This window comes from Agromyces sp. Soil535, from assembly GCF_001428255.1.
GTDB lineage: Bacteria > Actinomycetota > Actinomycetes > Actinomycetales > Microbacteriaceae > Agromyces.
Genome location: NZ_LMRW01000026.1, coordinates 14,872 through 40,728 on the forward strand (window position 1 = coordinate 14,872; position 25,857 = coordinate 40,728).

28 protein-coding genes are annotated in these 25,857 nt (G+C 69.6%); 16 read left to right on the forward strand and 12 right to left on the reverse strand.

Annotated elements, in window-relative coordinates:
- Window positions 1-7: 7 nt before the first annotated feature.
- Window positions 8-1,195, forward strand: coding sequence for a S9 family peptidase (locus ASG80_RS18580; protein WP_235508413.1), 1,188 nt, complete (start codon window positions 8-10; stop codon window positions 1,193-1,195).
- 28 nt (window positions 1,196-1,223) lie between these two features.
- On the opposite strand, the gene ASG80_RS18585 is transcribed toward ASG80_RS18580, so the two are convergent.
- The gene (locus ASG80_RS18585) at window positions 1,224-1,976 is read right to left on the reverse strand and encodes a hypothetical protein (RefSeq protein WP_056733502.1); all 753 of its coding nucleotides are present in this window, start codon (window positions 1,974-1,976) and stop codon (window positions 1,224-1,226) included.
- A gap of 206 nt (window positions 1,977-2,182) precedes the next feature.
- On the opposite strand from ASG80_RS18585, the gene ASG80_RS18590 reads away from it, so the two are divergent.
- Entirely contained in the window at window positions 2,183-2,431 is a 249-nt protein-coding gene (locus ASG80_RS18590; protein ID WP_056733504.1) for an SCO4226 family nickel-binding protein, read from the forward strand.
- 27 nt (window positions 2,432-2,458) lie between these two features.
- Here ASG80_RS18590 and ASG80_RS18595 read toward each other — a convergent pair whose 3' ends face one another.
- Both ASG80_RS18595 and ASG80_RS18600 read right to left on the reverse strand, forming a co-directional pair.
- Window positions 2,459-3,439 (reverse strand): PDR/VanB family oxidoreductase, encoded by a 981-nt coding sequence (locus ASG80_RS18595; protein ID WP_056733506.1) that lies wholly within the window; start codon window positions 3,437-3,439, stop codon window positions 2,459-2,461.
- A 2-nt stretch (window positions 3,440-3,441) separates the two neighbouring features.
- Complete coding sequence (locus tag ASG80_RS18600; protein ID WP_082590662.1) at window positions 3,442-4,539, reverse strand: aromatic ring-hydroxylating dioxygenase subunit alpha; 1,098 nt, start codon at window positions 4,537-4,539, stop codon at window positions 3,442-3,444.
- A 93-nt stretch (window positions 4,540-4,632) separates the two neighbouring features.
- On the opposite strand from ASG80_RS18600, the gene ASG80_RS18605 reads away from it, so the two are divergent.
- Complete coding sequence (locus ASG80_RS18605) at window positions 4,633-5,229, forward strand: PadR family transcriptional regulator (RefSeq protein ID WP_056733510.1); 597 nt, start codon at window positions 4,633-4,635, stop codon at window positions 5,227-5,229.
- A gap of 30 nt (window positions 5,230-5,259) precedes the next feature.
- Here ASG80_RS18605 and ASG80_RS18610 read toward each other — a convergent pair whose 3' ends face one another.
- The gene (locus ASG80_RS18610; protein WP_235508414.1) at window positions 5,260-7,491 is read right to left on the reverse strand and encodes a PEP/pyruvate-binding domain-containing protein; all 2,232 of its coding nucleotides are present in this window, start codon (window positions 7,489-7,491) and stop codon (window positions 5,260-5,262) included.
- 122 nt (window positions 7,492-7,613) lie between these two features.
- Between ASG80_RS18610 and ASG80_RS18615 the strand changes: the two genes are divergently transcribed.
- From ASG80_RS18615 to ASG80_RS18635, 3 genes are all read left to right on the forward strand, one after another.
- Window positions 7,614-7,961: a PadR family transcriptional regulator gene (locus ASG80_RS18615; protein WP_082590664.1), complete on the forward strand. Its 348-nt coding sequence runs from the start codon at window positions 7,614-7,616 to the stop codon at window positions 7,959-7,961.
- A complete protein-coding gene (locus ASG80_RS18620; protein ID WP_056733515.1) occupies window positions 7,940-8,710 on the forward strand; it encodes a permease prefix domain 1-containing protein in 771 nt (256 codons plus the stop codon). The genes ASG80_RS18615 and ASG80_RS18620 overlap by 22 nt, the downstream gene beginning before the upstream one ends.
- Window positions 8,711-9,094: 384 nt before the next feature.
- A protein-coding gene (locus ASG80_RS18635; RefSeq protein WP_156401948.1) for an IS5 family transposase occupies window positions 9,095-9,992 on the forward strand; the annotation gives its coding sequence in 2 pieces (ribosomal slippage) (window positions 9,095-9,454 and window positions 9,456-9,992; 897 coding nt in all).
- A gap of 102 nt (window positions 9,993-10,094) precedes the next feature.
- Here ASG80_RS18635 and ASG80_RS18640 read toward each other — a convergent pair.
- A complete protein-coding gene (locus tag ASG80_RS18640; RefSeq protein ID WP_162256653.1) occupies window positions 10,095-10,709 on the reverse strand; it encodes a TetR/AcrR family transcriptional regulator in 615 nt (204 codons plus the stop codon).
- Between the two features lie 220 nt (window positions 10,710-10,929).
- Here ASG80_RS18640 and ASG80_RS18645 point away from each other — a divergent pair, with 220 nt between their 5' ends.
- The 5 genes from ASG80_RS18645 (at window position 10,930) to ASG80_RS18665 (ending at window position 13,488) form a co-directional block, all read left to right on the forward strand.
- Window positions 10,930-11,313: a hypothetical protein gene (locus ASG80_RS18645; protein ID WP_156401949.1), complete on the forward strand. Its 384-nt coding sequence runs from the start codon at window positions 10,930-10,932 to the stop codon at window positions 11,311-11,313.
- 211 nt (window positions 11,314-11,524) lie between these two features.
- Entirely contained in the window at window positions 11,525-11,878 is a 354-nt protein-coding gene (locus ASG80_RS18650; protein ID WP_156401950.1) for a hypothetical protein, read from the forward strand.
- Between the two features lie 281 nt (window positions 11,879-12,159).
- On the forward strand, window positions 12,160-12,501 hold the full coding sequence (locus ASG80_RS18655; RefSeq protein ID WP_056733527.1) for a helix-turn-helix transcriptional regulator: 342 nt from the start codon (window positions 12,160-12,162) through the stop codon (window positions 12,499-12,501).
- Between the two features lie 13 nt (window positions 12,502-12,514).
- Window positions 12,515-12,823 carry a hypothetical protein gene (locus tag ASG80_RS18660; protein ID WP_056733529.1) on the forward strand — a complete coding sequence of 103 codons (309 nt, stop codon included), beginning with the start codon at window positions 12,515-12,517 and terminating at the stop codon, window positions 12,821-12,823.
- Window positions 12,820-13,488, forward strand: a complete 669-nt coding sequence (locus tag ASG80_RS18665; protein ID WP_056733531.1) for a cation transporter — start codon at window positions 12,820-12,822, stop codon at window positions 13,486-13,488. The genes ASG80_RS18660 and ASG80_RS18665 overlap by 4 nt, the downstream gene beginning before the upstream one ends.
- 41 nt (window positions 13,489-13,529) lie before the next feature.
- Here ASG80_RS18665 and ASG80_RS18670 read toward each other — a convergent pair whose 3' ends face one another.
- On the reverse strand, window positions 13,530-14,546 hold the full coding sequence (locus tag ASG80_RS18670) for a PHP domain-containing protein (RefSeq protein WP_056733533.1): 1,017 nt from the start codon (window positions 14,544-14,546) through the stop codon (window positions 13,530-13,532).
- Between the two features lie 41 nt (window positions 14,547-14,587).
- Window positions 14,588-15,154, reverse strand: coding sequence for a TetR/AcrR family transcriptional regulator (locus tag ASG80_RS18675; protein WP_056733535.1), 567 nt, complete (start codon window positions 15,152-15,154; stop codon window positions 14,588-14,590).
- 83 nt (window positions 15,155-15,237) lie between these two features.
- Here ASG80_RS18675 and ASG80_RS18680 point away from each other — a divergent pair, with 83 nt between their 5' ends.
- The gene (locus ASG80_RS18680; protein WP_056733538.1) at window positions 15,238-15,756 is read left to right on the forward strand and encodes a DoxX family protein; all 519 of its coding nucleotides are present in this window, start codon (window positions 15,238-15,240) and stop codon (window positions 15,754-15,756) included.
- A gap of 54 nt (window positions 15,757-15,810) precedes the next feature.
- Here the strand turns inward: ASG80_RS18680 and ASG80_RS18685 are convergent, their stop codons facing one another.
- Together ASG80_RS18685 and ASG80_RS18690 are read right to left on the reverse strand one after the other, a co-directional pair.
- Window positions 15,811-17,115: an ABC transporter permease gene (locus ASG80_RS18685; RefSeq protein ID WP_056733540.1), complete on the reverse strand. Its 1,305-nt coding sequence runs from the start codon at window positions 17,113-17,115 to the stop codon at window positions 15,811-15,813.
- The gene (locus tag ASG80_RS18690) at window positions 17,112-17,804 is read right to left on the reverse strand and encodes an ABC transporter ATP-binding protein (protein ID WP_056733543.1); all 693 of its coding nucleotides are present in this window, start codon (window positions 17,802-17,804) and stop codon (window positions 17,112-17,114) included. Before ASG80_RS18690 ends, ASG80_RS18685 begins: the two co-directional genes overlap by 4 nt.
- A 188-nt stretch (window positions 17,805-17,992) precedes the next feature.
- Here ASG80_RS18690 and ASG80_RS18695 point away from each other — a divergent pair, with 188 nt between their 5' ends.
- From ASG80_RS18695 to ASG80_RS18705, 3 genes are all read left to right on the forward strand, one after another.
- On the forward strand, window positions 17,993-19,234 hold the full coding sequence (locus ASG80_RS18695; protein ID WP_056733545.1) for a sensor histidine kinase: 1,242 nt from the start codon (window positions 17,993-17,995) through the stop codon (window positions 19,232-19,234).
- Window positions 19,231-19,914 (forward strand): response regulator transcription factor, encoded by a 684-nt coding sequence (locus ASG80_RS18700; protein ID WP_056733548.1) that lies wholly within the window; start codon window positions 19,231-19,233, stop codon window positions 19,912-19,914. The genes ASG80_RS18695 and ASG80_RS18700 overlap by 4 nt, the downstream gene beginning before the upstream one ends.
- Before the next feature lie 139 nt (window positions 19,915-20,053).
- Window positions 20,054-20,755, forward strand: coding sequence for a DUF998 domain-containing protein (locus ASG80_RS18705; RefSeq protein WP_056733550.1), 702 nt, complete (start codon window positions 20,054-20,056; stop codon window positions 20,753-20,755).
- A 98-nt stretch (window positions 20,756-20,853) separates the two neighbouring features.
- Here the strand turns inward: ASG80_RS18705 and ASG80_RS18710 are convergent, their stop codons facing one another.
- Window positions 20,854-21,465, reverse strand: a complete 612-nt coding sequence (locus ASG80_RS18710; protein WP_056733552.1) for a DUF2510 domain-containing protein — start codon at window positions 21,463-21,465, stop codon at window positions 20,854-20,856.
- A gap of 185 nt (window positions 21,466-21,650) precedes the next feature.
- On the opposite strand from ASG80_RS18710, the gene ASG80_RS18715 reads away from it, so the two are divergent.
- Window positions 21,651-22,607: a LacI family DNA-binding transcriptional regulator gene (locus tag ASG80_RS18715; RefSeq protein WP_235508401.1), complete on the forward strand. Its 957-nt coding sequence runs from the start codon at window positions 21,651-21,653 to the stop codon at window positions 22,605-22,607.
- A gap of 36 nt (window positions 22,608-22,643) precedes the next feature.
- Here the strand turns inward: ASG80_RS18715 and ASG80_RS18720 are convergent, their stop codons facing one another.
- On the reverse strand, window positions 22,644-24,539 hold the full coding sequence (locus tag ASG80_RS18720; RefSeq protein WP_056733557.1) for a hypothetical protein: 1,896 nt from the start codon (window positions 24,537-24,539) through the stop codon (window positions 22,644-22,646).
- Between the two features lie 192 nt (window positions 24,540-24,731).
- Window positions 24,732-25,775: a zinc-dependent alcohol dehydrogenase family protein gene (locus ASG80_RS18725; protein ID WP_056733559.1), complete on the reverse strand. Its 1,044-nt coding sequence runs from the start codon at window positions 25,773-25,775 to the stop codon at window positions 24,732-24,734.
- Window positions 25,776-25,857: the final 82 nt, after the last annotated feature.

The following is a 25,857-nucleotide window of genomic DNA, read 5'->3' on the forward strand; positions in this document are numbered from 1 at the left end:
CGTGTTCATGTACTTCCCGACGAACTACGTCTGGAGCCTCTCCGTCGTCGCAACCCTCAACAACGGCGGCTACATCGACGAGGTCGATCGAGCCTGCAAGCCGGTGCTGCTCGCGTCGCAGAACGGCGATGACGCCGGGACCGAGGAGCTGTACGCGTCCTGGGCGGCGGTCGCCGACCGACTCATCGCCAAGGCCGAGGACGATGAGGCGCGCGGTCGCCGCATCGGCGCGGGAGAGACGTACTACCGTGCCTCGCTCTACACCTCGCAGGCCGAGCGCCTGCAGTCGCCGAAGTGGGAGGGGCGCAACGCGGCCTACCAGAAGTCGATCGACCTGCTCCTGAAGCACGTCGAGCTCTCGGGCGTCCCACTCACTCCGGTCGAGATCCCGTACGAGGGTGCGACGCTGCCCGGGTACCTCTACCGGGCGCCGGGCGACGGACCCAGCCCGGTGGTCATCCAGTGGAACGGCCTCGACTCGACCAAGGAGATGATGTACTACTCGGGCTTCGCGCGCATGCTGGCGGAGCGCGGCATCTCGACGCTCATGGTCGACACGCCCGGATCGGGCGAGGCATTGCGCCTTCGCGGCCTCACGGCGCGCCACGACACCGAGGCGTGGGCGTCCGCGATCGTCGACTGGATCGAGGCGCATGCGGCGGAGATCGGCGCCGACCCCGAACGCATCGGCATCGTCGGCTGGTCGCTGGGCGGGTACTACGCTCCCCGGGCTGCGGCGTTCGAGAAGCGCCTGAAGCTCGCCGTGGCCTGGGGCGCGAACCACGACTGGGCCGAGGTCCAGGAGGCCCGCCGTCGCCGCGAGGGGGAGAACCCCGTTCCGCACTACTGGGACCACGTGTTCTGGGTGTGGGGCGCGAGCGACATGGACGACTTCATCGAGAAGACGAAGGGGATGCACCTGAACGGCGTCGCCGAGCGGATCACGGTGCCGCTGCTCGTCACCCACGGCGTGAACGACCGCCAGATCTCCGCGTCGTATGCGCACGAGACGTACGAGCAGGCCGTGAACAGCCCGAAACGGGAACTGCGGCTGTTCGACGACCCCGAGGGCGGCACCGAGCACATCAGCATCGACAACCTCCCCTACGTCGCCGGGATCATCGCCGACTGGGTGGCGGAGACGTTCGCCGAACTCGACTCCTCGTTCCGGGCGTCGAACGTCCCACAGCGATGACGCCGCATTCGTGTCGCGGCATCCGGCCTCAGAACGAGACGATGAGGCCGAGCGCGACCGTTCCTGCCTGGCTGAGGCGAGCCAGCGCCAGCCCGTACCCCTGAGCGTCGTACTGGATGCTCAGACCCCCGTCGGGGAAGCGCCCATCGATGGTGCACGTGTGGCGTGACGGGCCGGTGGGGAGCAGCAGCACGAGGCACACGTCGTCGCCGTCGACGGTGCGCGCCAGGTATGCGGTGGGCCCGTCGGTGCGGCTGGCGAGCTGGCGAACGGATGCCTGGTCGATCGCCGCGTCGACGCTCGTGACCCGGGCCGCTTCGGCGGCCAGGGGCAGCCGGTCGAACAACGGGAGCAGGTCGGTCTCGTCGAGCGGAGTTCCGGAGCCCGCGGACGAGGTTGGGCCGATGGTGGACGACGACACGAGCTCCGGCGGTACGCGCTGGCCGGCGGCCCAGCCGAGCACTGCACCGACCACGAGGCCGACCCCTGCTGCGACGGCCGCCCATCGCACGCGTCGCGCTCGCCCGCCTGCGTCGTCGGCCGGCATGTGCTCATCGACCGCCTCGCCCGCTGCGACATCCGCGATCCCCGAACGCGACGCGACCTCAACGCGTGCTTCGGCCGGGCCCGTGCTCGTCACCGCATCACGATCGGCGTCGAGCGAGGCGGGCCCGGTGAGCTCGGCGAGCTCCGCGGTGGCCCGTGCGCGCTCGGCATCGGTGGAATCCGCGCCGTAGGCGATCCGCTCCAGTGCGCGGATGCTGCGCTCGATGGCGTTCACCCGGCCCCTTTCACGCCCGATGCTACTGCATCGGCACCACGGCTCTTCTGCCTCCGTCGACGGAGACGAACGGGCCGTGTGCGGTAAAGACCTGCGTCCACGCATGGGCCGTGGCATTGGCGCACCGTTCGCGCGATTGACCGCGTGAAGGACGCAGCGTAGCGTGCAGGCACAACGCAATATCGACGGCAAGGGAGCTGGTCGAGATGCCCGAATTCATGGACGTCCATCACGATATGGTCGGGATCACTGCAGAGGAGTTGCGGGCCGCCCATAATGCCGACCTCGCGATCCAGGACGAAGAACGCGTCGACTTCAAGCAGGCGTGGGCCGACCCCGAGAGCGGCGTCGTCTACTGCCTCTCGGAGGCGCCGTCGGCGGATGCAGTGCGCCGCATCCACGAACGCACCGGCCACCCGGCGGACGAGATACACCCCGTTCCGCTCGTCGTCTGAAGGAACGACCCCACGCAGCCCTCTCGATCACGTGGTCTGGATGGTGACGACCGGCGTGGCTCCCTGCGTCACGACGCGTGAGACGCAGCAGCACATCTTTCCGGTCGCGTTCTTCTCCCGCTCGCTGTAGAAGACGTCGCGGTGGTCGATCGCGCCGTCCAGGTCGAGGACGAGTACCTCGCACAAGCCGCACTCGCCCTTGCGGCAGTCGTACATCATGTCCGCGCCGGCCGCTTCGAGAGCTTCGAGCATCGAGGTGTTGGGGCCGACCGTGGCCTCCAGGCCGAGCGCCGGGACGCGGACGACGAACTCCTGCGGATCGAACCAGCCGCTGTTCCCGAATGTCTCGAATCTCAGGTTCGGGGCGTCGAGGCCCGCGTCGACCCAGGCTCGCCTGACCGCGTCCATCAGGCGGATCGGTCCACAGAGGTAGAGCTCGGTGTCGTCCTCGATCGCGCCGACGAGTGCCCTGACGTCGAGCGGCGTGCCCTCATCTCCGACGTGCAGGACGAGCCGGTCGCCGTGCAGGGCCTGGAGCTCGCCGACGTAGGCCATCTCCGATCGGCTCCGTCCGACATAGACGAGGGTGTAGTCGGATCGCACGGCGGCCAGCGTCACCGCCATCGCCGACACCGCCGTGATACCGATGCCGCCGGCGAGCAGCACGTAGCGCCGTGCCCCGATCCGCAACGGGAAGTCCACGAGCGGCTGCGTGAGCTCGATCTCGTCACCTTCGCGCAGGCCGTGCATGACGGCGGCGCCCCCGCGGCTTCGGGGACTGTCGAGCACGCTCAGGGCGATGCGGCGCCCGTCTGCGGTCGCATCCACGATCGAGTACGACCGGCGATCGTCCTCGCCGGCGACCCGGATGCGCACGTCGACATGAGCACCCGGCACGACCTTCACCGGCAGGGACGGCTCGATCACGATCCGCCGGATCCGGGGCGTCAATGCTCGGGACTCCACGATCCGGCCGCGCTGCCAGACCTCGCTGTTCGAAGCGGCCATGATCAGGAGGCGATGGCTGCGACCGGGGCAGCGGGCAGCAGGCCTTCCGCCTCGAGTCGCCGCTCGATCAGGCGCCGCACCCACATGCCGCCCGAGTCGATGTTCAGGCTGTAGAACTCGTAGTCGGGGTTGGCATCGATCGCCGCCTGCTGAGCGATGAGCATGTCCTCGTCCTCCTTGAACACCCGTGACACGCCATCTCGGAGCTGCGTGGTGATGAGTTGGCTTTCGAGCCGGTAGTTCCGCTGGAAGGACCAGAAGTAGTGGCAGCTGCGATCACGTTCGGGGGTGATCGTGTTCATGACATACCCGTTGACGCCCTGGCTCCGGTCACCTTGCGGGGCCCCGGTTCCGGCCTTCGCGACGCCGACGTCGATGCAGATCGTCGATGGCGCTTCGAAGTGGATGATCTGCCAGCGGTCGACGTTCCCCTCGAACCCGGGGAACCTGTCGCGCATGTTCTTCAGCCAGAAGGGCGGCGGGGCGATGTCGAGCATCCAGCGTTCGACCGTGACCGTCGTGTCGGTGTGGCTGGTCACGAAGTCCGATTCGCTCAGCTCCTCCTGCCCGATGCTCGAACCGTGCAGGAACTCCTCGTGGGTCAGGTCCATGAGGTTGTCGAGCACGAGCTGGTAGTTGCAGGCGACCTCGATCGTGAGCCCGTCGCCAGTCCAGCCTGCGGCATCCATCTGGGACATGTCCGGCACGAGTGATGGTTCCGCGAGGGTTGGATCGCCCACCCAGACCCAGACGAAGCGGAAGCGCTCGACCACCGGGAACGACGGCACGGTCGCGCTCGGGTTGATCGTCTCCTGGGCGGGCATCGAGATGCATCGCCCCGCCGAGTTGTACCGGATGCCGTGGTAGGGGCATTGGATGCCGTCGCGACCGACGAGCTTTCCCATCGACAGCGGCGCGAGCCGGTGCCAGCACGCGTCAGCCAGCGCGACCGGCTGGCCGTCCTCGGTCCGATAGATGGCCAGCGGCCGGCCCGCGACCGTACGCGACAGGATGTTCCTGTTCACCTCGTGATCCCACGCGGCGACGTACCACGCGTTCCGTGGATAATCGAGGACCTTGTTGACCGTGCTGTCCTTCACGAGAGCTCCTTCGATCTCAAATACCTATGGCGATAGTTATGGACTATAACTATGAGCATAGGTATTTCGCAAGCGACGGTGCAGAATCGGACCATGAGCCTCCGCTACGCCCTCCTCGCGCTCCTGACGGCACAGCCGATGACGGGCTACGACCTGGCCAAGGCCTTCCACATCTCGGTCGGTCACGTCTGGTACGCCCCTGACTCGCAGATCTATCCGGAACTGCGCCGGATGGAGGCGGCCGGACTCGTCGATGGCGTGGCGCTCCCGTGGGGGGACAAGGGAACGAAGACCGAGTACCACGTCACGGATGCGGGCATCTCGGAGTTCGTCGACTGGATGAACCTCCCCCTCCGGTACACGCGCGAGCGCGACCCCGCCCACCTCAAAGCCGCGTACTTCGAATGGGCCGACCCCGACGCCGTGCGGGAACAGCTCCGTGCACACGTCGCCCACTACGAGGATCAGCGCCGGCAATGGCTCGAACAACTCGAGTCCATCCGTGATCACACGCATCCGATCTTCGCAAAGCGCCTCGAACGGTACCCGTCATCCGAGTGGCCGCGCATCACCGCCTTCAAGATGTTCGCCTACGAAGGACTCGCCGCCCGTGCAGAACAGGAGATCGCGTGGGCGCAGCGAGGGCTTCGCCTGGTCGATGAGCTCGCCGGCGAATCCGCGGCCGACTGAAAGGGTCGGCCTTCCGGTCGGTGATGTGGATCAGTGCGGCAGCACTGCTCCTGCGCCGCCGTCGACGGTGACGAGTTGACCGGTGTGCAGTCGCGAGGTCGCGTCGCCGGTGCCGACGACGGCCGGGATCCCGTACTCGCGTGCGACGAGGGAGGCATGGGCGGCGAGGGTGCCGCCGTCGGTGACCACCGCCGCAGCCAGCGGGAAGAGTGGCGTCCACGCAGGTGCGGTGGCCTTGGCGACGAGGATCTCCCCCTTGCGGAAGCTCGGGAAGTCCTCGGGGCCGGCGACGAGACGAACCCGACCGGTCGCCCGGCCGATGCTGGCTGGATGCCCGAGGATCGCGTCCTCGGGAAGGCTCTCGGTGCGCCGGGCCCTCTGCACCGCGCGGGCGACCGGGTCGCCGATCATGCGCGGGGCGGTGCCGAGCGTGAGGGGCGCAGGAAGACGTCTTCGGCTCTCCCAGTCCGCCCTCCGACGTCGCGCGCTGAGCTCATGGTTCGACGCCGTATCGAAGACGTCGCTCCGGACGAGGAAGAAGACATCGTCGACGTCGACGATCGTGCCCGCGGTCCTGAGCCGCTGGCCGAGGAGACGGGCGCATCGCCGCAGGAGGGGCCACCCCAGCGTCAGGTCCCGAGCCTGTTCCTCCCGAATGACCGCGTACCGCTGTGCCACGGCGAGCAATCGGTCGAATCGGTCGAGGAGTCGAGGTCGCGATGCGAGGATGTCGCGCGCTGCGGACTCGGCCGCCCGCCGCTCGGTGGCAAGGCCGTCGGCGCTTGCTCGATCATCGGATGCTGCCGCCTCGGGCGCACCGCCGCGTTCACCCGCGGTCGCGAAGTACCAATCGATCGAGTAGACGGCGTGCGCGGGAACGACCGCCTCCCGGTCGCCGAGGCCTCGAAGGAGCACCTGCGGTCCGGATGCCCCGATCGCCGTCCCTTCGAGCGGCCCGGTCAGGTGCCGCGACCAGAACGCGGCAAGGGCGCCTTCCATCTTCCAGGCCGATCCACCGACGAGCGCGAGCAACCAGAGGTACTGCCCGGCGATCGAACACACCCGGTCGACCGTCTCGCCGATCTGCGGTGCGGACGCTGACGCGAGCTCGACGTCGGCGGTTCGTACCAGGTCGCGGTAGGCCGGCAGCAGCCGATCCCGCCAGTCGGCCTCGAGCCTGCGGAGGACCGCCCGATCGGCCGCCGCGGGGTTGTGGGAGACACGGGCCAGCGCGTTGTAGAGGAACCACGGTGCCCGCCCGCGGCTGTCGACCAGGATCCGCCACAGGACGCGCGGCGATGGAATCGGAATCGTGTTGTAGTACCAGCCGTTCACCGCCGCGTACCGGAAGGGGACTCGCACTCGAGCGGTCGTCCACATTCCCTCGAGGTACCCCTCCTCGAGTTCGGGCACGATCCATTCGGCGAACAGCGGCGTCATGGCCTCGGGAAGCCATTCGCCGAGGCGGAAGTTCCGCCACCACAGGCCCGGTCCGGGCGGGTCCCACGAGACGGGCTCTGGAAGTGCGGTCATCGGACGAGCCTGGATGAGGAAGAGCGCCCCAGTGCCATCGATCGCCCATTCGATGTCCTGCGGAACTCCGAAGAGCACCTCCACCTCGCGAGCGAGTGCTGCGACCGCGACGGCGTCCTTTGGGTCGAGCGTGCCCCGGTCTCGCTCACGGTGAGCCTCCGCGCCGTGGACGATCCACTGTTCGCCGACGTCCGTGCCGGATACGAGCGAGTCGGCGAGCCCGGCAACGGCCGTGACGACGACCTCGTTGCGGCGGCCCGAGAGCGGGTTGGCCGTGAAGGCGACGCCGGCAACGCGCGGCCGAACCATCTGCTGCACGAGCACCGCCATGCGCGCCGATCCGGTTTCCCCGGCCGGCCGTTCGCGTGCGTGTTCGTACGCTGCCACGCGGTCGTCGTGCGCCGATGCGAACGTGCGCCTCACGGCGTCGGGGACATCCGCCCCCTCGACGTCGAGGAACGTCTCATAGAGCCCGGCATAGGAGGCATCGGGCAGGTCCTCGGCGACACCCGACGAACGAACCGCGAACGGGCCGTCACCGATCCGGGCGACGGCCGCTGCGATCGCCGCATCGAGTTCGTTCCCGAGCTCGTCGACGGCGAGCTCGGGAATGACGAACCCCCGCGGCACGCGGAACCCGTTGGATGCGGCGGTCGCGAGGTTGGCCGCCTTGCTGCCGAGCGCACCTCGCGACGGACCCGGCGTGTCGGCGAGATCAGGAAGCTGCATCGTGGTCACGACAACCTCCACCAATAGGTAGTGATGCGATATGTAGTGGTGCTACTCTAAGTCATATCGGTCGCCGCCGCCAGAGGGCGTCCCGACCTGCACCCGACGTGAAGGAAGCGGTGATGCGCGTGAGACCTGAAGCGCTCAAGGGCCACCTGGATGGCCTCCTGCTCGCCGTGCTCGAGAACGGCCCACGCCACGGGTACGCGATCATCGAGGCGGTCCGCACCGGAAGCGGCGGCACATTCGATCTGCAGACCGGCACCGTGTACCCGGCATTGCACCGCCTCGAACGGGCCGGATTCATCGAGAGTCGCTGGCATGTGATCGGCGGCCGTCGTCGGCGCGAGTACGAGCTCACGGCCTCGGGACGACGCGCGCTCGGAGACGAGCGCGCGGTCTGGGCCGAATTCGCCGGCGCCGTCTCCTCACTCCTCGGAGGACGGACATGGCCGGCCGACGCCTCGTAGACGGGGCATCCGCGGCTCGAGGCGTCGGGTCGAACGAGATCATCGACGCGTACCTGGCCGATCTCGGTGCGCGTCTGCATGGGCCGGCTCACGCCCGAAGAGCGGTGTTGGAGGAGATCCGCACCGACCTCGTCGACTCGGTCGAACAGTTCACGAGGCAAGGCATGCCCGAAGCGGATGCAGCGCGGGTGGCGGTCTCCGACCTCGGATCAGCCGCCGTCGTCGCCGACGCCTTCGCCGGTGAACTCGCGATCGTCCACGCTCGACGAATGCTGCGGATCCTCCTGATCACCGGGCCAGTCGTCGGGGTCTGGTGGTTCATACTCCTCGCACCCGACCAGTGGGCGTCATACCCCGGCATGCTGATCGCGGCCATTCCCGCGCTCCCGATCGTGGCCGCGGCGGTGGCGACGGCGATCGTGGTCTTCGCGACCACCGGTTCGCTCATCCGGTGGGTGCCCGAGGCGACGCCCTTCCGCACGGTCATCCTCGCCGCGCTCGTGGGGCTCGCGTGCATCGTCGGCGACCTCACGGTCCTTTCGGCCTTGCTGATCCGCGCGGTGACCGGATCGGCGGCCACGTTACCGCTCGGAATCGCAGTGGTCGCCGTGCTCGCGAGCGCCATCCGCCTGCCGCTCGCCGCGTGGGCGACCGTTTCCACCGTGCGAATCGCCGGCCGATTGCGTCGAGCTCGTCCTGCCGGCGGGCGAATCGGTGATCGAATCAGTGACCGTCCCGGTCGAGGGTAATGCCGCCACGACATCGGATTCGGCGTGAACGGATGCACCAGCGCCTCCGCGATCGCGACGAAGATCCGCGTCGCCGGCGCCATGCACGGGATCTCGTCCGGGTTGTCCGCCAGGGTCTTCGACGTGGAGCAGTCACCCGAGGGGATGTCGCTGTTGGTGAGCGCGACCACCGTGATGTCCTCGGCCGCGTTGTGGAAGACCGACGCGTTGTACCCGGGGATCTCCCCCATGGCGTCACGCAGATCCCCCAACGACCATGCGCTTCGACCGAGCTCGGAGGAACCTCGACCGGCACCCCAACTACATCCTCGCGGCCTACATGGCCTCGGGCACCTAGGGCGTGTCTCCTAACCGGTTGGGGGTGAGTGCGGCAGGCTGGGGCGCGTGTCGCGTTCTCGGGAGTTGTCGGATGCTGCGTGGGCTCGGATCGAATCGTTGATGCCGGTCGCGTCTGCCAGGGGCGGACGCCCGTTCCAGGACCATCGCCGCGTGGTCGAGGCGATCATCTGGCGGTACCGGGTCGGGTCGCCGTGGCGCGACCTGCCTGCGGAGTTCGGCCCATGGCAGACCGCGTGGAAGCGGCATCGCCGGTTCAGTGAGGACGGCACCTGGGACAAGATCCACGCCGAGCTGCTCCGCGACGCGGATGAAGGCGAGGGGATCGACTGGCAGGTCAGCGTGGACTCCACGATCAACCGTGCACACCAGCACGCGACGAACCTTCCACGCAGCACGGGGGGATCTGTCGAACTACAGGAATCTTCGCGTCGAGCCCGCTGACCATGCGATCGGCCGGTCACGGGGTGGTTTGAGCACGAAGATCCATCAGCTCGTCGATGGTCGCGGGCTGCCGCTGGTCGTCGCCGTCTCGCCCGGGCAGTCCGGGGACGCGCCGATGTTCCCGCTGCTGATGAGTCACCTCCGCGTCGAACGCGCCGGTCTCGGCCGGCCCCGCACCCGTCCGGACGCGGTCCGCGGCGACAAGGCGTACTCGTCCCGCGCGATCCGTTCTCACCTGCGCAGCCGCGGCATCACCGCCGTCATTCCCGAACCCGCCGACCAGGCCGGGCACCGCAAACGACGCGGATCCCGCGGCGGCAGGCCACCCGCCTTCGACGCCGACTCCTACCGTGGTCGCAACGTGATCGAGCGCGGCTTCTGCGGCACCAAGCAATGGCGGGGCCTGGCCACCCGGTACGACAAACTCGCCATCGTCTATCGCGGCGCAGCCGTCCTACGAGCCATCACACTCTGGCTCACAAGGTTAGGAGACACGCCCTAGGGCCGAGCTCCTGAACGCGCGGATCGCGGCATGTGCGTGCAGGCCTTGGCGCCGGATGGTCCCGGGCATCCAATGAGGGTCAGCTGATGCCAACATGGAGCGTCAGGCTCCGGGTGGGAGCAGCAGTCCCTGCAGCACTGCCTCCTCCCAAGCGCGGTAGTCGGCCGTCGGCAGGTTGGCGTCCTCCCACTTGATGCGGACCTCAGGTGAGGCCGTGATCCACAGCCGGCGGCCCAGCACCTCCTTGGGTACGTCGGTGCGCAGCCAGCCATGGGAGTCGAGGAGTTCGATGAGCCACCCCTGGTCGCGGTGACGGAACTCCTCCTGGTCACGCCACCAGGAGGCCACCTCGGCATCCGACGCGGCCGCCTCGACGAACACCCGCGCCAGTGGCAGAGCGCGCTCGGCCACCGCCTCGTCATGCCGGCAGAACTGAGTGATCACTGCTGCTCCTTCGGGGAGTGCGTCCATGGCCTGCCTGGTCCGCTCGACCTCGTCCGGTGACGGGACGAGCTGCCGGAGGGCCTCGAGCAGCACCGCCGATTTGGCGCCGAAGTAGTTGAAGACCGTGCCTTCAGAGACTCCCGCGGCCTCGGCGATCGCCTTCGTGGTGGTGCCGGCGTACCCGCGCGCGAGGAAGAGCGGCAATGCGGCCTCGGCCACCAGAGCACGCGCTGCCTGGCGTTGACGTTCGCGAAAGGTGGGTCTTGTGGTCACGCTCAGAATCATATAGCATCACTCAGAGTAGTGAAGTGAGACTCGACCCCCTGCGGGTCCGGAAGACCATGACTCGCTCGCGGTGCCTGGCCCCATCGTTTGAGCGGGCCTGCCGCGCGAGGCGCCCACGCTCCGATGTGCGGCTCACCCGATAACTACGGGACTCATGTCCCGAGCCCGCCCCCGCAACCCCCCGCGGTGGCCGATCCATGGAGTCGTCATGTCCATAGTCCCTGTGTTCTCCACCTTGCTGGCTGTTGTCCTGGGTGGTGCCACCATCACCGGCGCCGCGGCCGCGGCGGCGCAGGACGATCAACCCGAACGCGCGAGCCACGCGCACATCCTCGTGCTCGGCGTCGAGGTCGTACCCGGCAGCTTCCCGCCCGTTCCGGCGAGCGTGAAGGCGTGCATCGACCTGGCCGCCAACGAACCGGTTCCGGCCCGGGCGCACCACGTGCACCTGCACCTCGGGTTCGCAGGGGAGCAGCTCTTCGAGCACTCCGGCAACATCGTGATCCCGACCGCGCCGTACGTCGATCCGGCGTTCGGCCCGGTGCCCTGGGATGACTGCGCTGGGTTCCTCGCGATGTTCGGACTCGACTAAGCCCGGTCCACCGGCGCGAGTCGGCGGGGTGGGGGCTTGGCGTAGGACGAGAGTGCCCTCCTGAGCGGGTCCTGCGCACCACCCGTTCAACTTTTGATCAACTTTCGCAGAGCAAGCAAGCTCTGTTGGAGTCATTCGAACAGAGAAGAGGGCCGGTGACCAGGCCCCTTGCTTGTCGGGTCGCGTCCGGCGAACTAGCAGGAGGTCCATGATGAGCGAAATGAATCCAAAACCGCGGTCGCTTGTTTTCAAGATCGGCTGGGGCATCTTGTTGTTCATCTCCATCGGCAATGTCCTGGGCCACATCGGCTTGTCCATCTTCGAGTCTCAGCCCAGTACGGTCTTTGTTACCTGGGCTGGGATGAACTTTCTGGCCGCCGGGATCCTCCTGATTCCCTACTGGCGAAGGGAAAGGTGGGCCTGGTTCCTCGTCTGGGCCCTAGTAATCCCCTATGCCTTAGTGATCCTCTTCAATCAAGACGTCGGGCCGATTTACTTAGGAGAAGCCGCGTTGATCGCTCTCGGCCAGCTTCTGACGTATCGCACTGTCTTCGCTAAGGAGTAGCGGGATAGCCGATTGCAGGATGCAAGGGCCCGCCATGAACTCAGCAAACCCGTAGCTCGCCGACGAGCGCGCATCGGGCCGGTACCTGACGATCGATCGGTGGCGCGACGAGGCATCCTTCGACCGGTTCATGGCCGAGCACCGCCACGAGTACAGCGCACTCGACGAGGAACTCGCCGATGTCTCAGGGCGCGGCACCCGACTGGGCGGTTTCCCCCGAAGATGACGCAGGCCTCCGCCGGTCGTTGACGATTGGTCAGCGCTCGCTGTACTGTCAGCGTGTGCTGACCATAGCCTCTCGCCTCGATGTCATGAACCGCGTCGGCCGCGCGATTGCCGACCCCACGAGGTCGCGCATCCTGCTCGCCCTGCTCGACGGCCCCGGCTATCCCGGAGTGCTCGCCGGCGACCTCGAGCTCACCCGCACGAACGTGTCGAACCACCTCGCCTGCCTCCGCGGTTGCGGCATCGTGGTGGCGGTGCCGGAAGGGCGGCAGACGCGTTACGAGATCGCCGACCCGCACCTCGCCCGCGCACTCGGCGAGCTCATCGGCAGCGTCCTCGCGGTCGACGAGGGCGCCCCATGCATGGACGAGAACTGCGATCTGCCCGGATGCTGCTGACGAGGAGGCGCCGATGATTCTGGAGATACCCGGCGACGGGAGACTGCCCGTGGCATGCTCGCTCGACGCGGCCGAAGGCGGGCGGCGGAACGAGGAGTGGCGTCGGCTCGACGCCGACTACGCGCTCGAGCGGGAGCTTCGCGACGGGCAGCTCGTCGTGCGCTACGTCGATCACCCCGACGCCGTCCGCCGCCTCACCGAGCTGGTCGATGCCGAGCGGCGATGCTGCGCATTCGTCGACTGGTCGGTCGACCGCTCGAACGCCGGTCTCCGACTCGTGGTGCGAGGCGACGAGTTCGCGCTGACCACCCTGCCGGTATGAGCGCGATCGAGCAGGTGGGCGAGGCGCGCACGCACGTGCTGCGCCGACGCATCCGTTTCGTTGTCGCGTTCACGATCAGTTACAACGTGATCGAGGCGATCATCGCGCTCGCGGCCGGCAGCGTGGCCTCCTCGGCCGCGCTCGTCGGCTTCGGCCTCGACTCGATCGTCGAGGTGCTCTCGGCGGCCGCCGTCGCGTGGCAGTTCGCGGCCCGAGACCCTGAGACGCGCGAGAAGACGGCGCTGCGCATCATCGCGATCTCGTTCTTCGGCCTCGCCGCCTACGTCTCGGTCGACGCGGTGCTCTCGCTCGCGGGGGTCCGAGAGCCCGAGCCCAGTCCCGTCGGCATCGCGCTGGCGGCGGTGAGCCTCGTGGTGATGCCCATTGTGAGCTGGATCGAGAGGCGCGCCGGCCGCGAGCTCGGCTCGGCGTCTGCGGTCTCCGACTCGAAGCAGACGCTCCTCTGCGCCTACCTCTCGGGCGCGCTGCTCGTCGGCCTCCTCCTCAACTCCCTGCTCGGCTGGGCGTGGGCGGATTCGATCGCCGCGCTCTTCATCGCAGGGTTCGCCGTGCGCGAGGGCATCGAGGCGTGGCGTGGCGACGCGTGCGCCGTTCCGGTCGCCGCGCTCACGGGCGAGCGCGAGGTCGAGCACGACCATCACTGATCCGGCCCGGATGCCGCGTCAGCCGGCGTAGACGACGGCCTTCAGCGCTTCGACGCCGCCCAGTCGAGCAGGCGATCCGCCGGCCACGTCGTGACGATGCGCTCGGCGGGCACGCCGTTCGCCTCGGCGCGTGCGGCCCCGAGGTCGAGGAAGGAGAAGTGCCCGGGGGCGTGCGCGTCGGTGTCGATGCTGAAGAGGCATCCGACCTCGAGCGCGAGCTGGATGAGCTCGTCGGACGGATCCTGCCGCTCGGGCCGCGAGTTGATCTCGACGGCGACGTCGTGCTCGGCGCATTCCGTGAAGACCACCTTCGCGTCGAACGTCGACTGCGGCCTCGTGCCGCGGTTCCCCTCCACGAGCCGGCCGGTGCAGTGCCCGAGCACGTTCATCCTGGGATTCTCGATGGCCCGGAGCATCCGCTCGGTCATCTCCCGCGACTCCATCCGCAGCTTGGAATGCACGCTCGCGACCACGACGTCGAGGCGGCCCAGCATCTCGGGCGTCTGGTCGAGCGTGCCGTCGAGGAGGATGTCGGTCTCGATGCCCGAGAGCAGCCGGATGCCGCCCCCGTCGTTGAGCTCGTCGAGCACGCCGAGCTGCTGCTGCAGGCGCTCCACGCTCAGCCCGTTGGCGACCGTGAGGTTCGGCGAATGGTCGGAGATCACCAGGTACTCGAGGCCGACGAGCGCGGCCGCGCGCGCCATTGTCGCGATGGGGGTCGTGCCGTCGCTCCACTCGGTGTGGCTGTGCAGGTCGCCCTTCAGCTGCGCCCGGAGGCCGGGCTGCGACACGGCGATCGCCGGGCCGCTCTTGGTGCGCAGGTCGGCGAGGTACGCCGGCACCTCGCCGGCGACGGCTTCGGCGATCACGGTGTATGTCGTATCGCCGATGCCCTTCGTGCGCTTCAGGCGCCCGTCGCGCACCCGCGCGGCGAGCTCGTCGGCCGAGTACTCGCCGATGACGTCGGCCGCCCGGCGGAACGCCTTGGACTTGAACGACGAGGCTCGATCGCGCTCGAGCAGGAACGCGATCTCCTCGAGTGCCGCGACGGGATCCATCTGCCCATTGTGGCCTTCCCCGGCGTCCATCGGAACGACCGTCAGTCGGTCCCGGTGAGCACTCCCGCCACCGCGCTCGCGGCGGTCGCGGCATCCGCGCCGAGGTCGGGAGGAAGCACGCCCTGCAGCCAGAGGGTGGCGAAGCCGTGCACGAGCGACCATGCGGCGACCGCGACCGTCTCGGGATCCTCGGCCCGATCGGCGCTCCACCCGGCGACCGCGGCTTGCAATGCGCCCATCGCCCGCGCCTGGGCGGCCCGCAACGCGGGGTCGTCCTGGTGGACCAGCTCCGGACGGAACATGACCTCGAACCTGCCACGGTCGCCGACGGCGAACGACACGTAGGCGACGCCGGCGGCCCGCAGATCGGTCACCGGCCCCAACCGCTCGACGGCGTCGGCGAGCCTGGAGTACCCGTCGGTCGCCAGCGCCGTCATGAGCCCGGCACGATCGCCGAAGTGATGGGCGGGCGCCGCATGCGACACGCCGACCCGGCGAGCGAGGTCGCGAAGCGTGACCGCGGCGGGCCCGGACTCCTCGATCACCGCAGCGGCGGCCGTGAGGAGCGCGTCGCGCAGGTCTCCGTGGTGGTAGGGCCGATCACTCATGGCACCAGTATGACCAACCAATCTTGTCATTGACAAGTTCACCTTGTCGGCCTAATCTAGCCGTTGTCAAGATTGGAAGGTCCATGGAACCACTCATCACCCTCGTCGGCGTCACCCTCGTGCTGCGCGCCATCGGCACCTTCGGCGCCCGCCCACTCCGGCATTTCCCGACCGCCCTGCGTGGTGGCCTCGCGGCGATGTTCCTGCTCACGGGCACCGTGCACTTCGTCGGCATGCGGGAGGAGCTGGTCGCCATGGTGCCCGGCTTCCTGCCCGCGCCGGAGCTCATCGTCACGCTGACCGGAGTCGCCGAGCTCGCCGCAGCGATCGGCCTGCTCATCCCGCGCACCGCGCTGCTCGCCGCAAGCGGCCTCACCGCCCTGCTCGTCGTGATGTTCCCCGCGAACGTGGCGCTCGCGCTGTCGGGCCAGCCGATCCCCTGGTACGACGAACTGCCCTGGCGCACGCTCATGCAGCTCGTGTTCCTCGCAGCGACGATCACGGTCGTCATCGACCGATACCGCGCATGGAACTCGACGCGACGGATGCCCCGAACCGACGTTCCGGCGCAGGCCTCCGTCGGCGCGCCCTCCGGCTCCTGAGCGCGCAAGTGAGGCGGCGCCGGGCCCCCCGCCCGACGCCGCCTCACGCTGCCGCTACTCGTACCGCAGCGACTCCACCGGGTCCTGACGTGCGGCCCGCGCCGCCGGCAGGGTGCCCGCGAGGAACGCGACCCCCATCACCACGAGGATGATCACGGCGATCGACACCGGGTCGAACGCGATGAGCGTCAGGCCGGGCAGGTCGGCGAGCAGCGCTCCCCCGAGCGCCGAGCTCACCGCCGTGCCGACGAGCATGCCGAGTCCGGCGCCGATCGCGCTGCCGAGGAACCCGATGAACACCGCCTCGAGGCTGAACAGCCCGAAGACCTTGCCACTGCCCATGCCCATCGCCTTCATGAGGCCGATCTCCCGGGTGCGCTCCTGCACCGACATGAGCAGGGTGTTCACGATGCCGAAGCTCGCCGCGAGCAGCGCGATGATCGCGAAGGCGTTCAGCACGAGCACGATCCCGTCGATGACCGCCTTGAACGTGCCGAGCTGTTCGGTGACCGTCGTCGAGTCGTAGCCGGCGTCGGCGAGCCGATCCTGCAGGGCGGTGATCTCCTCCTCGGTCGAGTCGGCGTCGAACCACACCGTCGCCTCCGAGAACGCATCGCGCTCGCTCGCGTCGAGGCCGGTCGACTGCGCGTCGAACAGTGCGTCGCCGAACGCGTCGTTCGGCACGGCCGAGCTCGTCGTGCCGAGGCTCGCCTCGGCGACGCCCACGACGGTCGCCTCGAGCTCGTGCTGCACGCCCTCCGAGTCGGTCACCGCGAGCGTCACGGTCTCGCCGATCGCCGCATCGGCGTCGTCGAAGCCGAGCGCGTCGACGTAGGAGTCGGGGATGACGACTTGCGACTCTGATGCCGCGGCATCCGGTTGCTCACCCGCGGCGAGCTGCAGCTGCATGCCGTTGACGAACCCGCCGACGCCGATCTCGTACTTCATGCCGTCGTCGGAGGTGATGTAGTCCGCGTCGATCGTCTTCGTGGGCTGCACCCGCTCGACGCCCTCGATCGCGGCGAGCTCGTCGAGCTGCGTCGTGCCGATCGGGGCGACGACGGCCGTCGAGCCGGGAGGGCCGGCCACAGGGCCGCCGCTGATCGCGTCGGGGTCGTACTCACGGGGGCCGTCTGCGTCATCCGACGCATTGTCGGCGACCTTCGTGACCGTCATCACGTCGTCGGCACCGATCGCGGCGACCGTGTCGTCGATGTACCGGTTGATGCCGGTGCCGAGCCCGTTCGTGATCGTGAGCGTGAAGGCGCCGACGAAGATCGCGAGGATCGTGAGGATCGTGCGGGTCTTCGAGCGGAAGGTGTTGCCGATCGCCGAACCGATCAGGTCGAGGGTCTTCATGCCGCCACCTCCTCGTCGACGATGACGCCGTCCCGGATGTAGATGCGGCGGTCGCAGCGGGCCGCGAGCTCCTCGTCGTGCGTCACGACGATGAGGGTGATGCCCTGCTCGCGGTTCAGGTCGAAGAGGATGTCCTCGACGACCGCACCCGTGGCAGTGTCGAGGTTGCCCGTCGGCTCGTCGGCGAAGATGACCCGCGGGTTGTTCACGAGCGCGCGGGCGATGACCGAGCGCTGCTTCTGGCCGCCCGAGAGGTTCACCGCCTTGTTGCGCGCCTTGTCGTCGAGCTCGAGCTGCTCGAGCGCGGCGAGGCCGCGGCGCTTGCGCTCACCGCGGCCGACGCCGGCGATCTTCAGCGGAAGCACCACGTTCTCGATCACCGAGGCGTTCGGGGTGAGGAAGAACTGCTGGAACACGAATCCGAACGTCTTGTTGCGCGTGCGATTGAGCTTCGCGCCGCGAAGGCCGCGGGTGTCCGCGCCCTCGAGTTCGATCGACCCCTCGGTGGGCTGGTCGAGCAACGCGAGCACGTGCATGAGGGTGGACTTGCCCGAGCCGCTCTTGCCGATGATCGCGACGCTCTCGCCCTCGTGGATGTCGAGGCTCACCCCCTTGAGGGCGTCGAAGCGGTTGGGGCCGCGGCCGTACGACTTGTGTACGTCCTTGGCCGAGAGGATCGGGGCGGTCATGAGCGGGTCCTGTTCTTCGGTGGTTCCGATGTTCCGGTTCCGGTGGCTTCCGGCTGTCCTTCCAGCGTCGGCGAGCGCAGGCTCAGGCACATCCACCCGTCGGCGTCACTTCGACTACCGCGTCCGCGGTACGACGGATGCCGCGTGCGGCTGACGCGCCCGCCCGCGAACCACGCCATGCTGGACCTATGACTCCGACGAAGGACGCGTCGGCCGGCCACGCTCCCCGCCGGTGGCCGGCATGGATCGGCGACGTCGTCGCCGCCGTGTTGATCGTCGTGGCCGCTGCAGCGTCCTACCCCGGCCACGACCTCCTCCCCGGCAATCCGCTCGGATTCGCCGCAGCCGTCGCGCCCGCGGCCATCCTGCCGCTCCGGCGGCGCTGGCCCATCCCGGTCCTCGCTGCCTGCGTCGTGCTGTTCGCGGTCGCGGCCTTCACCGGCGCGCTCGGGGACGGCCTGGAGCTCGCCACCGCGATCGCCGTCTTCGGCGTCGCCGTGCGCACCGACCGCCGAACCACGCTCATCACCGCGGTCGTCACCGCCGTCCTCCTCGTGGGAATCGGCCTCCTCAGCGGCATCGCCAGCCCGTTCGAGCCGCGCACGTTCCAGTACGCCGTCACGATCGGCTTCGCGGCGGCCGCAGGTGAGGCGACCAGGTCGCGGAGGGCGTACATCGCAGCGATCACGGAACGAGCGGTTCGTGCCGAGGAGACCCGCGAATCGGAGGCCCGGCGCCGTGTCGCGGAGGACCGTCTGCGCATCGCGCGGGACCTGCACGACGCGGTCGCCCATCAGATCTCGGTGATCAGCCTCAACGCGGGCGTCGCATCGTCCGCGCTCGAGTCGCGGCCCGAGGCAGCGCGGGAGGCGCTTTCGACGATCCGCTCGGCCGCACGCGCGGTGCTCGGCGAGATCGGCGACCTGCTCGCGATGCTCCGCGCCGAGGACTCGGGCGGGGCATCCGATGCCGTCGGTCCGGCGCCGCAGCCGGGGCTCGATCGGCTCGACGAGCTCGTCGCCCGCTTCCGCGAGTCAGGGCTCGAGGTGACCCTCCGCGTGGACGGCGACCTCGCCCGCCTTCCGGTCGCCACCGACCTCGTCGCCTACCGGGTGCTGCAGGAGGCGCTCACGAACGCGCACAAGCACGGCGCCGAGCACCGGGTGCACATCCTCGTCGAGGTGCGGCCGGATGCCGCGCGCCTCGTCGTCAGGAACCCGGTCGCAACCGGTGCGAGCGCGACCGCCACCGCATCGGGGGCCGGGCACGGGCTCCTCGGCATCCGCGAGCGCGTGGCCTCGGTGCGTGGCACCGTCGAGGCGGGACCGGCCCCTGGCGGGTACCGCCTGACGGTGACGCTGCCGCTGCCGTCCGACCGGGTCGACCCGCGGCATCCGTCACCCCAACCCGGAACGGATGAACTCCGATGACCTCGGTGCTCATCGTCGACGACCAGGCCCTCATCCGCACCGCGCTGCGCGAACTGCTCGGGCACGAGCCCGGCATCACGATCGCGGGAGAGGCGGTGAACGGCGAGGAGGCGGTCGCGCTCGCGAGATCGGCGCATCCCGACGTCGTGCTCATGGACATCCGCATGCCGGTCATGGACGGCATCGCCGCGACCGCCGAGATCTGCGGCGACCCGGCGCTCGCCGAGACGCGCGTGCTCATCCTCACGACGTTCGAGGAGGACGAGTACCTCGTCGCGGCGCTCCGCGCCGGCGCGAGCGGCTTCATCGGCAAGGGCGCGGAACCCGAGGAGATCGGCCGCGCCGTGCGGGCGGTGCACGCCGGCGACGCGCTCCTCTCGCCGGCCGCGACCCGCAGCCTCATCACGCGCTACGTGCTCCCGCCGACGGATGCCTCGCGCTCGATGTCGACGCCGGCTGCGGCGCCCGAGCTCGACCTCCTCACAGAGCGCGAGCGCGAGGTGCTCCTGCTCGTCGCGCGAGGCCGCTCCAACCAGGAGATCGCGGAGGAGCTCTACATCTCGCCGGCCACGGCGAAGACGCACGTGAATCGCATCATGTCGAAGCTGCACGCGCACGATCGCGCCCAGCTCGTGATCCTCGCGTATGAGAGCGGATTACTGCAGCCGGGATCGGCCTGAGCTCGTTCGCCGCCTCCAACCCGTCCCGCCTCGCGAGCGGCGTCGACGGCGGCGACTCCTTGTCGGCGAGGTCGGCGAGCGGGTTCACCGAGGGCTCGCCGTCATTGCGCGGGCATCTCTCATAGCGCAAGGCTTAGCCATGGAGATCCCCTCGGCCGCGCAAGTGCCCAGGTCGGCGCGGGTGCCTCACGCGACGTGGACCGTGGGCGCCGTCGCATGGGTGCTGACGCTCGGGTACTTCGCCGCGCAGCTCGGCCCGGCAGCCGCGTGGAGCGACCCGCCGTACAGCTTCCTCGCGAACACGATCAGCGATCTCGGCAACGCGGGTTGCGGGCCGTTCCGCGGCATCGGGGGCACGATGGTGGTCTGCTCCCCGCTCCACGCGATCATGAACGCGGCGTTCGTCGCCCTCGGGGTCCTCACAGCCCTCGGCGCGATCCTGCTGTGGCGCTGGTGGCCGCGCGGGAGGCTCGTCGCGACGGGGCTCGTCGGCGTCATCACATCGGGCGTGGGCGGCATCCTCGTCGGTCTCGCCCCGGCGGATGTGGCCGTGCCGGTGCATCTCGCCGGCGTCGCCCTGCAACCGCTCGGCGTCGTCGGGATGTTCCTGCTCGGCCTCGCGACCTGGCACGAACGCAGTCTTCGATCGATCCTCGGCCTCGCACTTGGCGGCGTCTCGATCATCGCTTGCGCGCTCCTCTTCGCCCGCACCGATTTCGGGCTCGGATTCGGCGTCATCGAGCGCCTCGCTTTCGACACGCTCACGATCTGGACCGGGGTGCTCGGCATCGTCGTGCTCGCGGGCGGTGGACGCGGACGTCGACCCGCGGCCTCGGTGTGATGCGGGTCTCCCGTGCGTTCATCGGCGCGACCCTGCTGCAGCCGGGGTCGGCGTGAGGATCGCGTCCGGCGGCCCGAACACGGTCCGGAGATTCGCCCCTACATGTATGTGTACGACGAGAGCGTCGCGTTCATGAGGTTCGCGACGATGACCCCCGACCACGCGAGCATGCCGATGAGGGCAGCCACGCTGAGCGCGATCGCGACCCACATCGGCGCCGATCCGCGGCCGGCCTGGCGCTTCACGACCACCGACCGCCCGATCACGTACACGAACGGCGACAGGCACGCCCAGTGGAACTGCCGTGTGTAAGCCAGCTTCCTGAGCCCCGCCACATCGAGATAGGCGAACCCGACCGCCGCACCGTACAGGAGCCAGCTGAGCGCGGTCGCGGTGAGGTACATCGGGTCGAAGTACATGCGCACCTGCGCCATCGGATCCGTCAACGAACTCAGCATGTAACCCGAGGGGTCGAACTGGAAGAGCGGGATGAGCGCCAGGCACGGCAGCGTCACGATGAGCCAGATCCACACGGTGTCGACCGGGGTCCCGGCGGCGACACGTGCCCGCACCTCGGTGCCGTACGGCGCGTACGCCGGCGGGTCGAGGGGCGTCGCGTACTCGGTCCACTGCCGGCCGTCCCACCACCGCTGGCCGGAGCCGCTCGGGTCGGGATACCAGCCGGCGGGCGCGGGCGCGAGATCGGTCATCGTTCCTCCTGTGGGGGCGGGTCGAGGGGTCGTCGGGGCGGGTCGTCGGGGCGGGTCGAGGGATCGAGCGTACGAGTCCGCGGGTCGGGGTGAGGCAATGCTAGGGGGCGGGCGGGCGCCTGCACCATGCCCCGACGCGACTAGGGTGCAGTCGAGGGCAGTTTTCTGGAGGATGCGTGGCCGGGGTGACCAGCGCGGACGTCGCGCGCGAGAGCGGGGTCTCCCGCACGACCGTGAGCTACGTGCTGAACGGCACCGAGGGCACCTCGATCTCTGAGGCCACGCGGCGACGCGTGCTGGAGACCGCCGCGCGACTCGGCTATGCGCCGTCGGCCGCCGCCCGCGCGCTTCGCAGCGGGCGCAGCGACCTCGTGCTGTGCGTGCTGCCCGACTGGCCCGTCGGCCCCGTGGTCGAGACGATGCTCGACCACCTGGCCGACGAGCTCGCGGAACGCGACCTCTCGGTGCTCGTGCACCACGTGCGCGGCGACCGCCCGCTGTCGCACCTGTGGCGCGCCGTCACCCCTCGGACCGTCGTGGGCCTGACGCCGTTCGATCCCGATGAGGCGCGCGCGATGCGGCAGGCCGGCATCCAGGTCGTCGGCACCGGCGTCGACGACCCCGACGCCGAGGATCCGCAACCCCGCATCGGCAGGATCCAGGTGGACCGCCTCGTGGCAGGAGGTCGCCACCGCGTCGGGTACGCCACGACCGACGATCGACGCGTCGCCGACTTCGCCGACCGGCGCCTGGCGGGCGTGCGCGCGGCGTGCGCCGAGCACGGACTCGCGGCTCCGCTCGTCACCCCCGTCCCGGTCGACGCCGACGCCGGCGCGGCCGCCGTCGCCACCTGGCGTGCGGCCGGCGTCGACGGCGTCGCCGCCTACAACGACGAGGTCGCGTTCGCGGTGCTGGCCGGTGCTCGCGTCACTGGACTCGCGGTGCCTGCAGACCTCGCGGTGATCGGCGTCGACGACGTGCCGTTGGCCGCGCTCGCCTCGCCGCCGCTCACGACCGTGACGCAGTCGATCGAACGCGAGGCGTCGTACCTCGCGGCATGCGTCCTGGCCGCGCTCGACGGCGAGGATGCACCTGTGCGTCCGCACGGCGGGCCGGTGCTCGTCGAGCGCGACTCGGCCTGATCACTCGGGCCGAGCCGCGCTCGAGGCAGCCACCCGTCAGGGCAGCGGGTAATGCGTGATGAACTGCGGCACACCGATCACGCTGGTGTCGGCCGTGCCGCCGATCCCGTTCACGACGTGCAGGATGGTGCCGGCGCTGAGGTTCACCGTCATGATGTGCTCGAGCGAGATGCCGTCGCCATCCGGCGCCTCGAACCCGTTCTCGGTGACGATCGACGGGTTGTTCTGGTTGAACACGTAGACGCCGCCGCCGTAGAGCGTGTGCTCGGTCACGTCGTCGGCGACCTTGTAGCCGGGGTAGCCGAGCGTGCCGTCGGGCCGAGTCCAATCCGCCTGCGTCGGCGGGTCGTAGGGCAGCTCGTTCTGGTAGAGCACGGTCGTGCCGCGCTCGCCGTTCCAGACGGTGTTGAACTGCTGGAAGTGCTCGACGAATAGGCCCGTCGCCGTCACGTCGTCGCCGTTTACGACCACGCCGGTACGCCCGGTGTTCGTGTTCCAGCGGTCGGTGTCGCCGTTCACGCCCTCGGTGAAGCCCTCGACGCCGTGATCGCCGCGCCACACCCAGGTGTGGTCGATGAGCACGTGGTCGCTGTTCACGACGAGCGCGGTGTCGGCCTTGCCGATGTGCGGGCCGCCGACACGGAAGTACACGTCGGAGAGCGTGATCGGGTTCGCCGCGTCGACCTTCGACCCCTGGCCGGCGCCGGGTTGCCCCACCTGCAGCAGCACGGGCGACTCGACGGTGCCTGCGTCGATCGTGACGCCTGCCACGACGATGCCCGGCGCGTCGGCGACCTTGAGCGGCACCGCCCCGTCGACGGCCGTGAGCGTCGCGTGGCCCATGCCGAGCACGACGGTGTCGGCCCGCTTCACCTGGATGCTGCTCGCCACGTCGTAGACGCCGGGCGTGAGGAGGAGGTGCTTGCCCTTCGCGAGCTGCGCGTTGATGGTGCCGACCGGGTCGCCGGGCTTCGCGATGAAGAAGTCCGTGATCGGGATCGTGCGACCCGGCGTCTCCCCGTCGGCCCACGTGATGCCGCGGGTGCCGGTCTGCGCCGCGGGCACGCGCACCGCGTAGCGTCCTCCGTCGTCGACGAAGAGGTACGGCTTCTCGCGGCTGACGGGCGTCTCCTCGAGCGTCGTGTACGGCGGGTTCGGGAAGCCCGCGTCATCCGGAGCGCCCACGACGCCCGAGAAGACCTGGTTCCAGACCGCGTTCGACCAGCCGCCCACGACCGTGTTGCGCGTGAGCCACTGCTGCTGCGATCCGTTGATCACGAACGGCAGGCGCGAGTCGGCGATGAAGCCGCCGCTCGCGTACTGCGGGCCGGCCGTGCAGTAGTCCATGAGCGACAGGTTGGCGCCCGACACGTCGAGCCGGCGCATGGACACGGCCTGCGAGACCGCCCAGAAGTTCGCGGAGCCGCGGCATCCGTCCTGGCCGAGCGAGTTCACGTGCAGCGAGAGGTTCGAGATCGTGCGCCAGAAGTTCACGAGGGCGAGGCAGTTGCTCGTGCCGCCGTCGGCGAGGCACCGGTTGTAGACCTCGAGCTTGCCCGTGATGTCGACCTCGCCGGGCGAGGCGCCGAGGCCGGCGATCTCGGTGTAGTAGCCGACGCGCGCCTGCAGCGGGTCCTCGGCAGTGCCGTACGCGCCGGGGAGGAACAGCACGCTGTGACGTGCGGTCGACATCTCGGCGTCGACCTGCGCGGCCGCGAGTTCGTCGAGCATCGCCTGCACCTCGTCGAGCGGCGTGTCAGGCGACACGACGGCGACGTTGGGCCCGAAGTCGGGTGCGAACGGGTCGATCAGCTGGTCCGTTGCGGCGTGCGCCGCCCCGGCGGTGCCGGTGACGGTGATGACCGCCGCCGCGACGGTCAATGCGGTGGCCATGCCGCGCGGGATGCGCGTGGGCCGCGGGTGAGTGCTCATTCGGTCGTGTCCTCCTCGTCGAGGGCCGGCGCGCTCCGCACGCGGGATCGATGCGATCGTCGGGGTGCGGATTGGTGACTCGTGTCACCAGCGACGTTTCGCTCAGGCTAGGGAACGCGGCGTGATCCCACAAGAGGGACGCGCATGACTGGCGACCGCGACGGGCGGATGCCGCGCCGCCCGCGAGCCCCGCTACAGTTCGACGACCGTCATGCCCGACCCGGCGCCGCCGGCCGTGCCCATCGCGGCGAGCGCCGCCGGCACCTCGTCGAGCGTGATGCGACGCCCGACCAACGCAATGGGGCGGAAGTCACCCGAGGCGACCGCGCCGAGCATCGAGGGGTACTCGCGCGCGGCCATGCCGTGGCTGCCCATGATCTCGAGCTCGCCGGCGATCACCGCGTCCATCGGCATCGCGGCGAGCGCACTGTCGCCGAACATGAGGCCGATCTGCACGTGGCGTCCGCGCTTCTTGAGGCTCTGCACGGACGCCAGCGCGGTCTCGCTGCTGCCGAACGCGTCGAACGAGACGTCGACGCCGCCTTCGGATGCCTCGATGACGCGCTGCGCGGCGCCCTCGCCGCCGCGCACGGGAACGGCGCCGAGCTTCTCCGCCGCCTCGAGCGCCGCGTCGGAGACGTCGACCCCGTACACCGTGACCCCGGCCGCGACGGCGATCATGATCGCGGAGAGACCGACGCCGCCGCATCCGTGCACCGCGATCTGCTCGCCGGGCGCGAGGCGGCTGCGCGAGACGATCGCGCGGTAGGCGGTGGCGAAGCGGCATCCGAGCGATGCGGCCTCGACGAAGCCGAGGGAGTCGGGCAGGCGGATCAGGTTGAGCTCGGCCTCGTCGACGACGACGAACTCGGCGAACGAGCCCCAGTGCGTGAAGCCCGGCTGCGACTGCGCGTCGCAGACCTGCTCGTTGCCCGAGCGGCACTCGACGCACCGGCCGCAGGCGCAGATGAAGGGCGCGGTGACGCGGTCGCCGACGCGCCAGCCGGCGTCGGGGTCGATCTCGGAGCCGAGTTCGGCGATCTCGCCGGCGAACTCGTGGCCCGGCACGTGCGGCAGCGCGACGGTGTCGTCGTGGCCCATCCAGGCGTGCCAGTCGCTGCGGCAGACCCCGGTGGCACGCACGCGGATCACGGCGCCGCGAGGCGGGCACGACGGCGCCGGCACGTCCACGAGTCCGGGTGTCTCGCCGAAGGCGTTGAAGAGCACGGCGCGCACAGGGGTCCCTTCCGTTTCGGGTCGACGGATGCCGCTGCGGCACGGCGTTCGGGTCGCCCGACGGGTGTCGCGGCGTTGCGGC

Coding starts and splice junctions, on each gene's coding strand:
- ASG80_RS18580 (WP_235508413.1), top strand. CDS start 8: ATGTACTTCCCGACGAACTACGTCTGGAGCCTCTCCGTCGTCGCAACC.
- ASG80_RS18590 (WP_056733504.1), top strand. CDS start 2,183: ATGCCCGAATTCATGGACGTCCATCACGATATGGTCGGGATCACTGCA.
- ASG80_RS18595 (WP_056733506.1), bottom strand. CDS start 3,439: ATGGCCGCTTCGAACAGCGAGGTCTGGCAGCGCGGCCGGATCGTGGAG.
- ASG80_RS18605 (WP_056733510.1), top strand. CDS start 4,633: ATGAGCCTCCGCTACGCCCTCCTCGCGCTCCTGACGGCACAGCCGATG.
- ASG80_RS18610 (WP_235508414.1), bottom strand. CDS start 7,491: ATGCAGCTTCCTGATCTCGCCGACACGCCGGGTCCGTCGCGAGGTGCG.
- ASG80_RS18615 (WP_082590664.1), top strand. CDS start 7,614: ATGCGCGTGAGACCTGAAGCGCTCAAGGGCCACCTGGATGGCCTCCTG.
- ASG80_RS18620 (WP_056733515.1), top strand. CDS start 7,940: ATGGCCGGCCGACGCCTCGTAGACGGGGCATCCGCGGCTCGAGGCGTC.
- ASG80_RS18645 (WP_156401949.1), top strand. CDS start 10,930: ATGTCCATAGTCCCTGTGTTCTCCACCTTGCTGGCTGTTGTCCTGGGT.
- ASG80_RS18650 (WP_156401950.1), top strand. CDS start 11,525: ATGAGCGAAATGAATCCAAAACCGCGGTCGCTTGTTTTCAAGATCGGC.
- ASG80_RS18660 (WP_056733529.1), top strand. CDS start 12,515: ATGATTCTGGAGATACCCGGCGACGGGAGACTGCCCGTGGCATGCTCG.
- ASG80_RS18665 (WP_056733531.1), top strand. CDS start 12,820: ATGAGCGCGATCGAGCAGGTGGGCGAGGCGCGCACGCACGTGCTGCGC.
- ASG80_RS18670 (WP_056733533.1), bottom strand. CDS start 14,546: ATGGATCCCGTCGCGGCACTCGAGGAGATCGCGTTCCTGCTCGAGCGC.
- ASG80_RS18675 (WP_056733535.1), bottom strand. CDS start 15,154: ATGAGTGATCGGCCCTACCACCACGGAGACCTGCGCGACGCGCTCCTC.
- ASG80_RS18680 (WP_056733538.1), top strand. CDS start 15,238: ATGGAACCACTCATCACCCTCGTCGGCGTCACCCTCGTGCTGCGCGCC.
- ASG80_RS18685 (WP_056733540.1), bottom strand. CDS start 17,115: ATGAAGACCCTCGACCTGATCGGTTCGGCGATCGGCAACACCTTCCGC.
- ASG80_RS18690 (WP_056733543.1), bottom strand. CDS start 17,804: ATGACCGCCCCGATCCTCTCGGCCAAGGACGTACACAAGTCGTACGGC.
- ASG80_RS18695 (WP_056733545.1), top strand. CDS start 17,993: ATGACTCCGACGAAGGACGCGTCGGCCGGCCACGCTCCCCGCCGGTGG.
- ASG80_RS18700 (WP_056733548.1), top strand. CDS start 19,231: ATGACCTCGGTGCTCATCGTCGACGACCAGGCCCTCATCCGCACCGCG.
- ASG80_RS18705 (WP_056733550.1), top strand. CDS start 20,054: ATGGAGATCCCCTCGGCCGCGCAAGTGCCCAGGTCGGCGCGGGTGCCT.
- ASG80_RS18710 (WP_056733552.1), bottom strand. CDS start 21,465: ATGACCGATCTCGCGCCCGCGCCCGCCGGCTGGTATCCCGACCCGAGC.
- ASG80_RS18720 (WP_056733557.1), bottom strand. CDS start 24,539: ATGAGCACTCACCCGCGGCCCACGCGCATCCCGCGCGGCATGGCCACC.